The following is a 15,321-nucleotide window of genomic DNA, read 5'->3' on the forward strand; positions in this document are numbered from 1 at the left end:
ATCTCATGGGTGCATCTTCGGACGACCTTTCAAAATTGTTATCGAGCGCGGTGCTCGTCTTCGCAGGGGCAATCATCAGCTCGATAGCGACGTTAGCCGAGCGGGTTGCTGTCGGACGCCTGCTCTCACCCAGCGCGTATGGCGAGTTTAGCATCGCCTTGGCAGTATTCACACTGGGCTCAACTATTGGTGCTGCCGGTCTCCAGCAGGGTGTTCCACGGTTTATGGCTCGATTTACCGATTCTAGTGATATCAGAGGAGCATGGCTCACCGGTGTCTGTATTTCACTTATGATGTCTCTGGCCATTGCTGGCATTCTCATACTTGGATCACCTGTTCTCATCCCGCGGCTTTTCGAAACGACGGATGCAGAGCCGATGTTCTACATGTTCGTCCTCGCGATACCTCTCTACGTCATGTTCGCTATTGGCGTCGCTGCAGTCCGGGGGATGGAAAATACCCGATACAAGGTCTTGACCGAGGATCTTGGGTATCCACTTATCAGAATCGGTCTGATCGTACTCTTCTTGTTATCAGGAATCTCCTTGTTCGGAACTGGGGTCGCATACGTAGTCGCATTGGCTGCAATGGCCTTTCTCGTTTATTTTTATCTGAATCGTTTGTTTTCTCTCAGGGGAGAGTTTCACCTACATATACGAGAAATGGCGATGTTTTCATTTCCGCTGATCGTCTCAACTATTATGACGATATTACTAACCCGAACGGATACGCTGATGCTGGGCTACTTTCGAACGTCGGCTGAAACCGGAATTTACAACGCAGCGTATCCGCTTGCGAATTCACTAACGGTTATTCTGAGTGCGTTCGGTTATATGTATCTTCCAGTCGCATCACGTGTAGACAAAGACGACGATGGCTCCGTTGAGGACGTATACTCCATAACGACGAAGTGGATTTTCATGGCTGCTTTTCCTGCCTTTGTGATTCTTCTTGTATTTCCTAGTCAAATTATCTCAATCATCTTTGGAAGCGAATATGGTGCCGGTGGTGCTGCACTTTCTGTATTAGCCCTTGGATTCTTCACAAATGCGGCAGTTGGACGGAATCGGGAGACGCTGTCCGCTCTTGGAGCAACGAACTTCATTCTCATTTCCAACCTCGTTGCGTTCTCTGTCAATATTTGCTTGAATCTAATTCTGATTCCTCGCTATGGGTTTATCGGCGCGGCAGTAGCATCGGCTGTATCCTTCATTGCTCTCAATGTAGTCGTCTACCTGTTTTTGTTGCATAAATTCGACATCACGCCATTCAGCTATCACTCAACACGTGTATTTATTTCGTTACCTGTCATCTTCATACCTTCTGGATTTCTAATGAAATATATACTGCCGACCTCGGTCTTGAGCATGGTCCTGACCGGTGTCCTCATTGGTGTTCTTTCTATAATGACTGTAGCCCTTATCGGTGGGTTTGAATCGGGAGATATAGCTCTAATAGATATCATTGAAGAAAAGATGGGTGTCGAAATACCGTTTTTACGTAATTATATTCCGGACGAGGATTCTACAACGCGGAAGGAGCAGGATTAACGACTATATCTGTGTGCTCGTCTCGATCTTTCATAGTTATCCATCTCGCTAATCAGGCCCTGCACTCTCTTTCGAACCCAGTGCGAAGAGAATCTCGTTGGCCGCGCTGAAGACCGTTCGACATTTCTTGAAATTGACATACTCGATGCCGAACTCGGCGTAACGGGCGGCGAACCCCTGGTAGAGTCGTCTCGTGGTGAAGCATCCTGCCCGTCCCTGGCGGTCCGTACACCAAGATCGCCGACGGGAGATAGCCCTCCTCCCGTGAGGATCGTCGCCAGTGCCCACTCCTGGTCGGGTCGGGTCGAGGAACGATCTTGTGGGGCTTGACCAGCGGATCGAACGCGCTCTTGTCGGCGAACACCGAGTCATTCGTCACCAGTTCGTCGAAAAGCTCGTCGTAATCTACATCACCGTTGTCGAAACGCCTTCCGGTCGGGTTCACAGTTATCGGCGAATTTGCTTCCCTGTGATCGTGTCTGAGACCTGTCTACGGACGTTCGGAACGACCCCCGCGCTTGATCGAGCGGTTAGTCGTGAATCCAACGGACGTACTTGGTCATCAGCGCCGGTTAACGGGAGCTGACGCGTGTGTCGCGTCTTCGATATTACGAGGCTGGCGCGCAGACCGTAGATTTCTCTATCATCAAACTTCTGCCGCAATACTATCGTCTGTCTACGGATGCTCTCTCTCAGAACGCGTTCCAGTCGATGACCTGGACATCGCCGATTCGTTCGAAGTGATCGACGTTCGCGGTGAGAACGGCGAGCCGTTCGGTACGAGCGATCGCACCGATATAGACGTCGTGGAGGTCGTGTAACGACTCGCCCCGATCCTGCAGCCCAGTGGTGATCTCGGCCGCAGTGATCGCCGTCGATTGGTCGATCAGGACAACCGCGAACCGGGAGAACAGGCGTTCGAGGTCCTTGATTCCGTCTCAAGGGTCGTCGCTGTCGATCTCGTATCGCTTGTTGAATATAATATTTGATATACACGAAAATATATGTAGTAGGGGGTTGTTACAACACTTGCATCAATGCAAAAAGATCAAGCGAAAAATGTAAACGAGAGTGGCGTATCGAACCGACGGCAGTTTTTGAGGGCAACGGGTATCGGTCTCGGGAGTGTAGCGCTCCCCAGTGTCCTATCTACATCAGCTCGTGCCGAACACCGATACGAGATCACGCTCGGGGAGAATCGGCGACTTCTACACGCGAACTTTGGACGAAGTCTGAGAAACGTCGATGATGGAATGACATTAGCTGATGGCTTCGCAAACACTAACACGATCGATAATCAGGCAGAAGCATTAGTGGAGGTAGCATCTGGGGTTGGAGTTGTACGTTACATAGCAGACATTGGTATCCATTTCGTCCCACGGGGAGATGGCCCAATGGCTGCCGAGTTTAGCACGGCTGGAAGCTTATCAGGAATTCTCGAATCCCCACTCTTGGCAGATACTCGTGTTGCACTCTTTCTCCGCGTACGCAACCGCAACGCCAGCGAAGATGTATCAACCGCGATGTTTCAGCAGGTTATCGGCAGTGGAGTGCTTGAATCTGAAGAGATTGATACCGATTTCACTGGGGCCATTGATTACGACCTACAACCGGATGATAATCATATTGCATGGATACGACTAGTTGCACGGATCGAAACCGAGGATTTGGATTTAGGCTTTCTGCCTGTTTCTGATTTTGGCTCGTCTGGAAGAGACGCAGTCTTCAGCCATATCGACGTTTCTTTTCCAGACTGAAACAGCGACGGCTCCACCTCGGTGAATCCGAACTATGTTTACTCGCGGCGAATATCTGCCCTCCTATACAGATGTATCCAGAGTAGTCCCATGGAGGTAGTTGTTTTCGAGTCCGAGGCGATCACACCGTCATAAATAAACCAAATCAGAGAGATCTATGAATGGCTCGAATGAGAGGCTAATTGATGATTGTCGCTTGAATCGATAGTATACATAAGTATATGTTCTCAGAGCGCTTTATATAAGGTGACTACAGTAACAGTCGTGTTTAGATCGTTGTTGGACAGTTAACGACAAATCGCAGCAACGATCTATATCGGTAATAATGATGAGTTTATAAGATCTCGCAATGAAGGTTGATCGAAAGGACCCAGAGCAAGAAATAGCCGCTGCTGTCGCACCCAGCCAAGGAGTGAAACGCCGATCGTTCCTCAAAACCTGTGGTAGCTGTAGTGGAGCACTCGCTCTCGGCCTCGGAGCCACTCCCGGTGTCGCGAGCGCGACCAACCACATCGTTTATTTCGGCCAGAACAAGCGCTTCGACCGGTTCAACTACTCGTTCGAAGATCGGCGACTGATTCGTTGAGATACGATTCGCAAGTTCGATCTCCCGTTGATCGTCGATCATGTCGGCAACGACCTCGAAGACGGTAGGTCCCTCGGGATGGAACGCCAGCCACGTTTCGGGATCGACGTTGAGGATCTCGGTTGCGCACCGCTGAGAGGCATGGTAGTCAGTGTAGAGTTCGGCGAACGACTCCCGTATTTCATCGGCCCGCTCGCACGTCCGGTCGAGCTCCTCGTCCGACGGCTCCTCATTCCGTTCGCGATTGACCATCCAGGTATAGCGCTGCTGTTGCTGTGTGAGTTCGTAGTGAAAATATCTCGTATGGCGTTCATAGACTAGTTGAGCGACCTGTCGGGCCAGCTGCACTCGGCCGGTGAACGCGTGATTGGTCGCCGTGTAGTCGTATCAGGGATAGGTCTGGTCTTGACGAGGCGGGTGATCCGCTGCTTGTCCTGCTCGCCTATGCCCCAGCAGGAGCTAGAGCCGCTGTTCGGGATTGAGATCACGGAGAATGTCGTCGCTTAGCTCGTTTATCTCGTTCTTGAGACGATGTTTGCTCATCGGTGTCCCTCTTGGTCTTCCAGGGGGTGGCTTCCTGTAACAGCTCCAGGTCCTCTTCATCTCGCCGATATCGGTGTCCTTCTGGAGCTTTCGATACTGCCCGCTGAGGGTAGCAAGCGTTCGGTACCACTTAATCAACATAGGCTTGTCCTCGGAGATCGCGACCTCGCGTTTTTTCGTCTGGCTACAAACGTTGTGACTGGCATCCGCAATGATCGAGAGGACTTCTTCCCGGTCGGGTTCCGATTTCTCTGGATCGTGTGATGGCGGCGATGACATAAGAGGATCGTGGCAGTGGATCGCTCGGTGTCGATCATCCACCATCGTTTGTTATGGATATGCATAAGGAGCTAATGTTGTATTTGTTCGTCTGAACGATGTGACCGATCAGCTGCTCATTCCGTGTTTGCTGGTCATCTAGATCACTTTTTCACCGATTGTGATAAGCCTTGTATACAATTCCAGGCAGAGTGTTCGATCCGATGACGATAGCAGTAGTGGGATGGACGGTGAGAACACTGACAGCACAGACCGTACGGTACCTCACCGAGCAACGTTGCGCAATTCACCGGTGCCCGAATCACACAATGTAAAACAATTTTCATATCGGGTAGACCGATCTGTTTTTATCATCTCGTTCAATAACTGATAGCAATGGGTCGAGGACGGACGTTCTGGTTACTGCTTCCCGAGTCGGTCCGGCGACTTCCATTCGACCTCGCTGCGATACTCGTGCTGACCGTCCTGACGATCCTCGTTGCGACCGTCCCTGGTATTCGTGAGACGCCGCTTCGAATCGGTTTCGGATTGCTCTTCGTGTTGTTCTGTCCCGGCTACGCACTCGTCGCCGCGCTGTTTCCCGAGGCGTCCACGCTGAGTGATGCTCCTCAAGAGTCGTCGGTCGATGATTCGGGGATCGACGGAATCGAGCGAGCCGCGCTGTCGTTCGGACTGAGCATCGCGATCGTGCCGCTCATCGGCCTCCTTTTGAACTTCACCCCTTGGGGGATCCGACTGGGTCCGATCCTCCTTTCGGTCGGCGGGTTCACGATCGTCGCATCGACCGTCGCAGCCGTCCGTCGGTGGTCGTTACCCGCTGAGGAGCGATTTACCGTTCCCTACCGGAACTGGCTCGCGACGACGAGGTCGGAGCTCTTCCAGCCCGAAACGAGGACTGACATGGTGCTGAACGTCCTTCTCGTCTGTGCGCTGTTGCTCGCGATGAGCAGTGTCGCGTACGCCGTTGCCGTTCCCCAAGAGGGTGAATCGTTCTCGGAGTTCTACCTCCTGACCGAGAACGCCGAGGGCGAACTCGTCGCCGATGACTACCCGACGGAGTTCGTCGCGGGTGAGTCCCAACCCCTGATCGTCGGGATCGAAAATCAGGAACATGAGACGACCGACTACACCGTCATCGTCCAACTCCAGGAGGTCGAACGGACTGCAAGCGAGGGCAACGAGACTAATGCCAACGCTACCAATGAGACTGGCGCGAATGTTACCGTCCGCAACCGCGAGCGCCTCGATACCTTCCGGACACAGCTCGAGCACGACGAGACGTGGCACCACGAACATCAGGTAACGCCCGAAACGACCGGCGAGGACCTGCGCTTGATGTACCTGCTGTACGTCGATGACGTTCCGGAAAACCCGATGGAGGACAATGCGTACCGGACCGTCCATCTCTGGATCACGGTTGAGGACGCTGAGGCGAGTAGTGCGAATGAAACGAGTGAATAAGATGGTTCGTACAACTGGTTATCCCGAATGGTAGATAGACCACAATGGGTTCGCCCGATGATCGCCCTGCTTTGCGTTCTGGGAAGCATCTGTGTTACCGTCTGGTTTCTTCCCTCGCAGACTGGGTACGTGATTTCGGGGTCGATGTTGGTAGTGGCGCTCGGATACGGCGTTCTGGTTGGTGTTCCCGTCCGAACGGATCGCGTGTTTCTCGGACTGTTCGGGCTGTACTGGCTCCTGCTTGCCGGAAACTACCTCGTGACGAGGACCGAGCCTCTGTTGTTGTACGTCCTCGTCACGCCGATCGCCGTCGGCGCAACCGTTGTCGTTCTCCCCGAGTTCATCGAGGACGACCGAATGCTCTTTACGAAGCTTATCGTCGTGCTTAGCGTCGTTCTCACGATCATTGGGGTGGCGATGCTGGCGATGGAAACCCGAACCGAGCAGGAGCTATTCACCTACGTGGGTGATTCCGTTCTTGGTTACGAGGGGTACCGAATCATCTCCCTGTTCGACTACTGGAACACGTATGGGTTCATGATGATGGTCGGGTTTCTGAGTACGCTGTACGTCTACCTAGAGGAACGTAGGCCGGTATGGGCTCTTTGTCTCGTCGTTGTATTCGTTGGGCTCGTACTGAGTGACGGTGATGCCTCATACGTCGGTGTTGGAGCGGGGGGGCTCGTATTAGTTGCTGGTTACAGTTTGTATGCTCTGGCCGGGTTCTTGATCCTTGGAGCGTTCGGCGCGGGGGCGATGCTCTGGACGGGACAGCTCCAAACCCTGCTAGAATCCGGACTGACGGGCCGAGTATTGCTTTGGGAAGCATCGATTCGCCGTCTGCAGGACGACCCATATGTCGGCATTGGGTTCAAGGATAATGCTGCAGAGATCTACCCGTACAGTGACTGGCCGAATCCCGCGGGCACGCACAACTCCTACATCCACATTCTGCTAAATACTGGTGTCATCGCTGGGACCGTCTATCTCCTCGCACTCGGATACGGAGCACTTCGGTCGTTCTGGATCGTCTCTTCAACGTGGGATCTGTACGTAGTAGGGACGTTAACGGCCATTCTCGTCCATATGTGCTTTGAGTCGGTAACGTTGGGTGGGTTGAGTATGACTTCGGTGTTTCTCGGTCTCTATCTCGGTCTTGGACTGCGTAACTAAGTTAAACAAATCGTCTTGGAACTTAGTAAATCGAGTGAAATTGCATAATTACATACCTATCACATACATGTTTATACGAAAATACTTTCGTGCTAGTTCGTCTCTGGAGGTCTATGGAGGAGATGAGCATGGGGGGAGGTATTAGAAATTCTAGATTGGGGGCAAAGAGATCAGTTCGATTACTAACGGAATCACTACCGAACGAATCCCTCTGAAATATAGCACCATTCTAATCAATTAATGCCGAGTAATAATCAACCGAGACAACGAGCCGTACCTGATCAATTACCCGTCGAACAGGCGTCTGCCGATGAACTCCTCGTAGGGGCGAACAGTGCTATTACCCCACAGTTGAGCATCGTAATGCCGACGCTCAACGAAGAAGAAGGAATCAGCAAGTGTATTGATCGGATCCGGACCTCGATTGAGCGATTAGGTCTTCCAGCTGAGATCATCGTCAGCGACAGCTCGACCGATCGTACTTCCGAGATTGCGGAGGAAATGGGGGCGATCGTCGTCACGCCCGACCAGCCGGGCTACGGGTACGCGTACCGGTACGCCTTCGAGCGCACCCGCGGGGAGTACATCGTGATCGGGGACGCCGACACGACCTACGACTTCGAGGATATTCCACGCTTGTTCGAAAAACTCGAGGAGGAGGACGCTGATCTGGTTATGGGAAGCCGGCTCGGCGGCGAGATCAAGCCTGGCGCCATGCCTCCCTTACACCAATACCTCGGCAATCCACTACTCACGAAATTCTTGAATGTCTTCTACGACGCCGGCGTTAGCGACGCCCACAGCGGCTTTCGAATCATTCGGCGCGACTCGTTGGAGGCGCTCAATCTGAAGACAGATGGTATGGAATTCGCGAGCGAGATGATCATGGAGGCCGGGGCGAAGGACATGAAGATCGTTGAGGTTCCGATCACGTATCATGAACGCGAGGGTGAGGCGAATCTTGAGAGCTTCAAAGACGGATGGCGCCACGTCCGGTTCATGCTCGTGAACGCGCCGGGATATCTGTTTTCTGTACCAGGGCTTGTTTTGAGTGTGTGTGGTCTTATGATAATGGGGATCACAACTATTGGAGTTTCTATCTCAGGTATCACTCCCGGTGTTCACTCCATGATTGCTGGTAGTCTATTAACGATCGTCGGGTATCAGGTGATCACTCTCGGTGTGTTCGCCACAGTTACCAGCGATCCTATTCAGAAACCGACTGATCCAATAACAACATGGGCGCTTGAAAACATCGGCCTGGAGCGGGGAGCAGCAGTCGGAATCGGTATTTTCGCCATTGGCGCAATCACTGCCATCTATCTAATCAGTGAATGGATCCTCTCCGGATTTACTGAATTGCCTTTTACCCCTCTGTCACTTGCTGCGTTTACTGCGATCGTTATTGGACTCCAAACTACCTTTTCTTCCTTTTTCTTGAGTATGGTTAATAGTGATTAAAGGATCAAGAACTCAAAGGTATCCTAAATCTTCCAATCGTTGTTGTGTACCTCCAGATATGTCTACATCTCCGGATTCTTGATTCTGCTCGAATGACGCTAACCAATTATCCAGTGTGACCGCATATTCCTCGTATATATCCTTCTTCTCCTCATAGATATCTGTTTGTTCTTTAGGATCGGTTCTGATATCATACAATTCGGACAATCCGTCAGACCCTCTGATTATTTTGTAATTCTGTGTCCGTAAAGCGCGGAGTCGCCGGTCATATGCATAGACTCGCTCTGGTACATGATCCATCTGTTCTTCTAAGGACTCTATGCTCGGTTGAGGTCCCATATACTCCGCAACTATCTGATCTCTCCTTTCATCATTATCTGGATGAAGAGAAATACTCTGCTCACTTTTAACCTCCTTCCCTACGAGATCTACAATCGTATTATATATGTCGTGTATTTGAACGAGATCTTCAATCGTTTTGCCCTTCTGGAATGGTCCTCCACAAATCATCAAGGGTACATGGAGTAGACTATCATATAACGAATATTGATGATCCATCAGATTATGATGGCCAATATTCTCGCCGTGATCGCCAACCAATATAAATATCGTCTTCTCCCACTCATTCTCTTCTTGCAGATTCTGTTTCAACTCTAGGAGTTTACTATCTAAGTAAGAGATCTCTCCTCGATATAGCCCTCTAAGTGCTTCAAAATCACGCTCGGTCATTTCGAGATTCCCTGTCACATATTCCCAGGGGCGCTGTGGTACAGCCATTGCATCCTCATAGGAGATAGTGTCGGGCAGATACTTCTCTGCATATTTCTGTGGTGGTTGATAGTCTAAATGCGGTTCAAGATAATTTATAAACATGAAGAATGGGTTTGTGTTATCTCTATTTTCTAAATAGTTTCTAATGAGAGCATTTGTTCTATCCGCTCCATAGTCATTTCTCCGGTACAAATACTGCCCGTACAGTGCGTTTACGATATTTTTGTGTATCTCTCCGTTAATCAGTCCGTTTAGTGCTCCTTTTATCTGGTCAATCCCATTTTTTGTTAAGGCTATCTCTCCAAAATCCGTATTAGTTTTCAAATATTGCCATACTTTAATAAACTCATCAAATCCCTGATCGAATCCAAACTCATCTGTTATCCAAGCATTGTTCGTTACTCCTACTGTACTATATCCTGATTCTTGTAGTATTTCCGCAATTGTCTTGTAGCTGTCACCGAGATATTTATGCTCTGCATGAGCACCGTGCTTTGACGGATACCGCCCTGTGAACAGTGAACCATGTGATGGAAGCGTCCAGGGAGCCGGGGCGAACGCGTTTGTATACTTTTGCCCATTTTCCTCAAGAAACGAAAAGAACGTCCTGTTTTCATGCTGGGTTACGAAGTGGACATCATCAGCACGAGCAGTATCCATTACACATAAGATGATGTTATTTCCCATACTCTCACTACCAGTTATAGACATCAACGAAGCACCTAATGATATAACTGGCGGTAAGATGTAAGACTGACTATCTATTGAATGTAATTCCAGAAAGAAAAAATCACCAGATATTCAGTTCTATATAAAATATCCCAAAATTTACGGAAGGAGTAACGATTCAGAATACGACGCTCAGAGACGCCTGATTCGACAAAATACTTATTGCAACCACCACTATACGAAGAATATAGTGAATAGACAACATATAAAACCTCGGACTGAAGTAATTATCTCATGAAACTTTCAATTTTGATTACGGTTACGGTGATGTCGATTATATGATCTGTAGCGCTTGGTCGATTAATAAATGAGCGTTGATCACGTCTTCCTGTGCAGCGACTACCTTCAACCGTCCGGGGGTGGTGTCGAGACTGTCGTAGAGAATCTCGCGCGGGGCTATGCGGAGCGCGGGATCGAGGTCACTGTCTTTTCACTCATGGACGATACGACGCCGTTGCTGGCCAACGCTCCCAGTATTGACGTCTATCGGTCAAACACTCTCTCAATGACCGAGACGTTCGGAGTGCAGGCGCAGCTTTCGCCACGCGCCGTGGTCGACCTCGCAAGACTGATTCGCTCAGCGGATCCTGATATTGTTCACCTTCATAATCGATACTTCTTCACGACCGTATTAGGCGCACTGCTGAAGAGTGTTCGAGTGACCAAGGCGCCACTTGTCGTGACGTGTCATCTTGGGAAGATGGATTCGATGGGTGGTACCGGCGGATTGGCTGCTCGCCTGTACGATCGGACAATTGCCCGTGGCGTGTTGGGTGCTGCCGACGCTTGTATCGGTGTGAGCAACGCCGTTGCGAAACACGCACTTTCGATGGGTGCACCAAAGGGGGCGACGTACTCGGTCCCCAATGCCGTCGATACGGAGATGTTCATGCCAAGTAATGGATTGGATTCCAGTCGTCGAATTCTCTTTGTTGGCCGACTGATCGAGAATAAAGGACCAGTCAGATTGCTGAATGCGATGCCAGCCATTCTTGCAGACCACCCTGATGCCGAGGCTTGGTTCGTGGGTGAAGGGCCGCTTCGCGAGCATCTCGAACATTGCGCGCGTGAATCCGGTGTTGACCACGCCGTTCGATTTCTCGGTCGCGTGGAATCAGTCAATGAAATAATGCAGCAGACGGATGTATTTTGTCGCCCCTCTACAACCGAGGGAATGCCCCTTACCGTACTTGAAGCGATGGCTTGCGGACTGCCACCGGTCGTAACATCCGTGGGGGGCGTCTCAGAAATAGTCGATAACGGTGAGACTGGCATTCTCTTGACTAATGGATGCCCTAACGACATTTCTCAGGCTATCTCGGAATTATTCGCGAAACCCGAGCAGCTGGCTGTAATGGGGCGATCGGCCCGCAAACAGGTTGCTAATAGCCATACATGGGAGCAACGAACGAAGGCAGTGTTAGACATCTATGACTCTGTTGTTCACAGGTAGGCGATGATCGTGCGTTTATTGACTCCTATCGGATAAATTAATGGATATTCCTTCGTCTCTTGTAGAAAGAGAGTCTGGTGTTGAACGTGGTAAAATAGTCAATAAAGATGATATAGATGATAAGACGGTGGAATTATAGAAACAGCTTGTAAATTAGCTCGGTTCATGCCACAATTATGCCATCTGAATCCTTCTGTTCACTATAACTAACGATGATATGACAGATGCAAGTATACCTCGAAGGATCTGCTTCGAGTAGACTGAGTCAGTACACTTGATGACAGCTTCTGGCCGGAGAATGAACTGACCTTCGACGACGGGGCACCGTTTAACGAGAGCGTTGTGTCCGGCGAATCGATCGCGGTCGCCGGGCTGGTCATTTCCTTCGGCAACAACCACGCGAACGCGCTGGCGAGAGCATGGCTATCAGCGAAGGGGCAGAGGTCCTACCCTTAGATCCCTCCGAACACTAGATGGAAATGGTTGAACAGCTGCAGGTATCCCTGACTTCGATGCCGAAGTCAGATTGGTTGTACAGTTTGAAGAGTTGATCCGTGACATCTATCAGTACTCCCGATAGAATGATAACATCTGATGAACGTTCTGCTCTACAGCCCGCGGAGGTCTGGATGGTTTTCATCCTCAACCTCGCCCGTGAACACAGCGTCCCGATACGCCTGCCAGTCAGCGTGTCGAACGACGATGCGGACGGGGATCTCGTCCAATTCTATGATCCGCGCACAGAAAAATCGATGACGCCCATCCAGAAAGATGACCTCCCCGTCACGCCCGATTGCCACGCGTACCTCGTCGATCCCGACGGGAAGGCCACCAATATTCTCGATTCGCCCATTCTGGTCAGCTAATTCACGTTGCGAGCGATAGCCGTGTTCCTGCAAATCGGTATAGAGTTGATCCGTTTTCTCTAAACTGCGCTCAAACTCGTTGAGGTCGGTATAACCCCAGATCCCGCGATACTCGTCTTCGTTGATCCGTTCCTCTGCAATGGCGTACGCTTCCGTATCCTCCCAGTCGATGCCGTGATCGAAATGCTGTACGAACGATCTATATCCGTAATATTCCTCAAGGTCCTCGGTATTGCGATCCCAGTTACCGCCCTTCACGTAGCACCCAAATAGCGGCTGGTTACCATGTGTGATGAGCGAGTCGATCCGCTGAGGGTCAACCCAGGTAGGCTCTAGCGGATCGGGGACAGCAGAATACTCCCGATACTGCCACCACGCCGTCGTCACAACGAACACCCACATACAGCGTTCATAGACGCTTCGGATTGCCCGATTGATGAGTGGGTTCGACTTAAGAAGCCGAAAGCCGAGATTCTCGACGGGCGTGGGAATGGTTGGGGCCATAGGATTATTTATTCTCCTTGAGATTGATGATCGTATCTGACATTCTCCAAATACAATCTACCATCCTCTCCAAATGCTTGCCGTTGGTGTTGACGATATAAATAACAATACTGATAACTCTGATGTCGATCATGCCTTTAAGACTCTATCCCATTCCACAGAAGACAAGATCCGTCAAACAGTTTTCGATCCGTCGGATCTTGCGTATTATTACAACCTAAAACCTCATAGATGGCTGACCATGGGTTAATAAAAAAATTGAATTCTGTGTAGAAAATATGATGACTTCTCATCTGCCCTGTCTAGTTCAGGGTGTTTGAAGAGTGATCAGGCCTATGAGATCTATCCGTGGAACTCACAAACCTACTCAGAGAAACGTTAGACTTGAATTGTGAAGAGATTTGGAGAACGAGTATCCGGCAGGACGTTCGGAGTACATTTCCATTGATAGGGCTCTCATTTCGAGAAGCCGTCGCAGTGTTTGATTTACTTGGTCTTGACCGCTCTTACGGGATGATTTAGCGCTGATGCACACGCTTTCAAAATCCCAAAGCAATCCGCTGATGGTAGAGCCATCGCAGGTCACGGTTAACTAAAAACAAATCAAGGTTAACGGCGACAAAAGTGGCTTAATGCAGCGAAATCAAATCCTGTTTAATATACTTCAGTTCGGGGATAGCAGTAGTAGTCGACAAAGTCATCTCTTGAATCGTTAGCCATCCTAGAACAGCAATACCTGGAATTTGTGACTCAGTATCGAACTGGGGTCGTGGCAGGAGACTGTCTTATCCATATCCGGATCGCAGGGCCAAATTCATTAGAATTATTTATTTTAGTTCATAGATTGCTTGTGAGAGATCATCAACAGCACCAGATGTGTTTACCCAATACGATAAACGGTACTGGCGATAAAGATGTAGGATAGACTATCTCTACAATGCAAATCCGAAAAGAAGAACACAGATTACCGGGTATCTATTTCTATGCATAAGGTTCCTCGAATGCAGATTTATAATAGCAGTAGGAACCAATATAAATGAAGATACTCCGACTCTCTCAGGAGATTTACCCTGATGTGACTGGCGGTGGTGCCTACCATGCTCATGCTCTGAGCCGAGATCAAGCTGATATGGGACATGACGTTACCGTTGTTACTTTTTCTTCTGAGATAGAAGATACAGTAAAATCCACTAGAGATGGATATACTCTTATTAAGTCACCGACTGTGTTTAGTGTATTCGGAAATGAAATATCTATTGATTCAATAAATCATGTCTCTAATCAGAAGGAATACGATGTCGTCCACACTCATGCTCATTTTTACTTCTTAAGTAATTTAGCAGCAGTATACCGTCATTTCAGAAACACTCCCTTAGCTATTACGAACCATTCCTTGATTTCTCAGAGCGTTTCACCGCTCATTGCAAAATTTCATCTCTATACGGTAGGTAAGTTCACATTCTCTTCATCGGATATGGTATTTTGCTATACAAAAGAAGAAGAACAGCGTCTACGTTCCCTTGGGTTAAAGAATGAAATAAAAATCATTGCTAATGGTATTGATACAGCGAAGTTTAATCCGGATGGTGATAGATCAGGTTTGATTAAGAGGGATGAAGACATTTCACTATTGTTCGTCGGAAGACTGAACGAGGGAAAACGTCCCACGGATGCAGTACGTGCGCTTCGAAATATTCGCAACCGATCTAATCTCAATTGTACCCTTTATATCTGTGGTGATGGTCCCCTTCGTGATCAACTCTTACAAACCGTAGCTGACTATGGGTTAGAAGACTCTGTAACGTATCTCGGAATTAGAGATTATGATGAAATGCCATCCATACTGCGTAGTGCGGATTTATTGATCTTACCGAGTAGATCTGAAGGGGTCCCCCGCACTGTTCTTGAATCGCTTGCATCTGAAACTCCAGTTATCGCCAGTGATCTAGATCAAATTTCGGAGCTAGTTGAGGCCGGCGGCACTACAGTTGCCACCGGTGATATTGATGGATATACGAACGCTATTCTCTCGTTGGCTAATAATGATACGCTACGAGATGAACTTGGAAAGAAGGGACGGGAAGTAATTCGTGACCAAGGTTATACTTGGGAATCGACTGTTCGAGCTACTACTGCTGCTTTACAGTCTCTTGCTGAACCTTCTATCAACGATAGACGATGACCTTCA

General features: G+C 49.5%; 11 protein-coding genes. 7 read left to right on the forward strand and 4 right to left on the reverse strand.

Annotation, left to right across the window (positions count from 1 at the left end; translation table 11 throughout):
* The first annotated feature begins 5 nt into the window (after positions 1–5).
* Both V0Z78_RS03785 and V0Z78_RS03790 read left to right on the forward strand, forming a co-directional pair.
* A complete protein-coding gene (locus tag V0Z78_RS03785) occupies positions 6–1,550 on the forward strand; it encodes a flippase (protein ID WP_336343290.1) in 1,545 nt (514 codons plus the stop codon).
* A 1,394-nt stretch (positions 1,551–2,944) separates the two neighbouring features.
* Complete coding sequence (locus V0Z78_RS03790) at positions 2,945–3,307, forward strand: hypothetical protein (RefSeq protein ID WP_336343291.1); 363 nt, start codon at positions 2,945–2,947, stop codon at positions 3,305–3,307.
* Positions 3,308–3,641: 334 nt separating this feature from the next.
* Here the strand turns inward: V0Z78_RS03790 and V0Z78_RS19210 are convergent, their stop codons facing one another.
* A complete protein-coding gene (locus V0Z78_RS19210) occupies positions 3,642–4,241 on the reverse strand; it encodes a hypothetical protein (protein WP_336343292.1) in 600 nt (199 codons plus the stop codon).
* Positions 4,242–4,352: 111 nt separating this feature from the next.
* On the reverse strand, positions 4,353–4,760 hold the full coding sequence (locus tag V0Z78_RS03800) for a hypothetical protein (protein WP_336343293.1): 408 nt from the start codon (positions 4,758–4,760) through the stop codon (positions 4,353–4,355).
* 330 nt (positions 4,761–5,090) lie between these two features.
* Here V0Z78_RS03800 and V0Z78_RS03805 point away from each other — a divergent pair, with 330 nt between their 5' ends.
* The 3 genes from V0Z78_RS03805 to V0Z78_RS03815 all read left to right on the forward strand — a co-directional run bounded on the left by V0Z78_RS03805 (position 5,091) and on the right by V0Z78_RS03815 (position 8,810).
* Positions 5,091–6,176, forward strand: coding sequence for a DUF1616 domain-containing protein (locus tag V0Z78_RS03805; RefSeq protein ID WP_336343294.1), 1,086 nt, complete (start codon positions 5,091–5,093; stop codon positions 6,174–6,176).
* A 153-nt stretch (positions 6,177–6,329) separates the two neighbouring features.
* Positions 6,330–7,349 (forward strand): O-antigen ligase family protein, encoded by a 1,020-nt coding sequence (locus V0Z78_RS03810; protein WP_336343295.1) that lies wholly within the window; start codon positions 6,330–6,332, stop codon positions 7,347–7,349.
* Positions 7,350–7,589: 240 nt separating this feature from the next.
* Positions 7,590–8,810 (forward strand): glycosyltransferase family 2 protein, encoded by a 1,221-nt coding sequence (locus V0Z78_RS03815; RefSeq protein WP_409338668.1) that lies wholly within the window; start codon positions 7,590–7,592, stop codon positions 8,808–8,810.
* Between the two features lie 12 nt (positions 8,811–8,822).
* Here V0Z78_RS03815 and V0Z78_RS03820 read toward each other — a convergent pair whose 3' ends face one another.
* Positions 8,823–10,268, reverse strand: coding sequence for a sulfatase (locus tag V0Z78_RS03820; RefSeq protein ID WP_336343297.1), 1,446 nt, complete (start codon positions 10,266–10,268; stop codon positions 8,823–8,825).
* A gap of 349 nt (positions 10,269–10,617) precedes the next feature.
* Here V0Z78_RS03820 and V0Z78_RS03825 point away from each other — a divergent pair, with 349 nt between their 5' ends.
* Entirely contained in the window at positions 10,618–11,763 is a 1,146-nt protein-coding gene (locus V0Z78_RS03825; RefSeq protein ID WP_336343298.1) for a glycosyltransferase family 4 protein, read from the forward strand.
* Positions 11,764–12,371: 608 nt separating this feature from the next.
* Here V0Z78_RS03825 and V0Z78_RS03830 read toward each other — a convergent pair.
* A complete protein-coding gene (locus V0Z78_RS03830) occupies positions 12,372–13,133 on the reverse strand; it encodes a hypothetical protein (RefSeq protein ID WP_336343299.1) in 762 nt (253 codons plus the stop codon).
* A 1,036-nt stretch (positions 13,134–14,169) separates the two neighbouring features.
* Here V0Z78_RS03830 and V0Z78_RS03835 point away from each other — a divergent pair.
* Positions 14,170–15,315, forward strand: a complete 1,146-nt coding sequence (locus V0Z78_RS03835; RefSeq protein ID WP_336343300.1) for a glycosyltransferase family 4 protein — start codon at positions 14,170–14,172, stop codon at positions 15,313–15,315.
* Positions 15,316–15,321 lie beyond the last annotated feature (6 nt).

Origin of the sequence: Halalkalicoccus sp. CG83 (assembly GCF_037081715.1) — an archaeon.
Taxonomy (GTDB): Archaea; Halobacteriota; Halobacteria; order Halobacteriales; family Halalkalicoccaceae; genus Halalkalicoccus; species Halalkalicoccus ordinarius.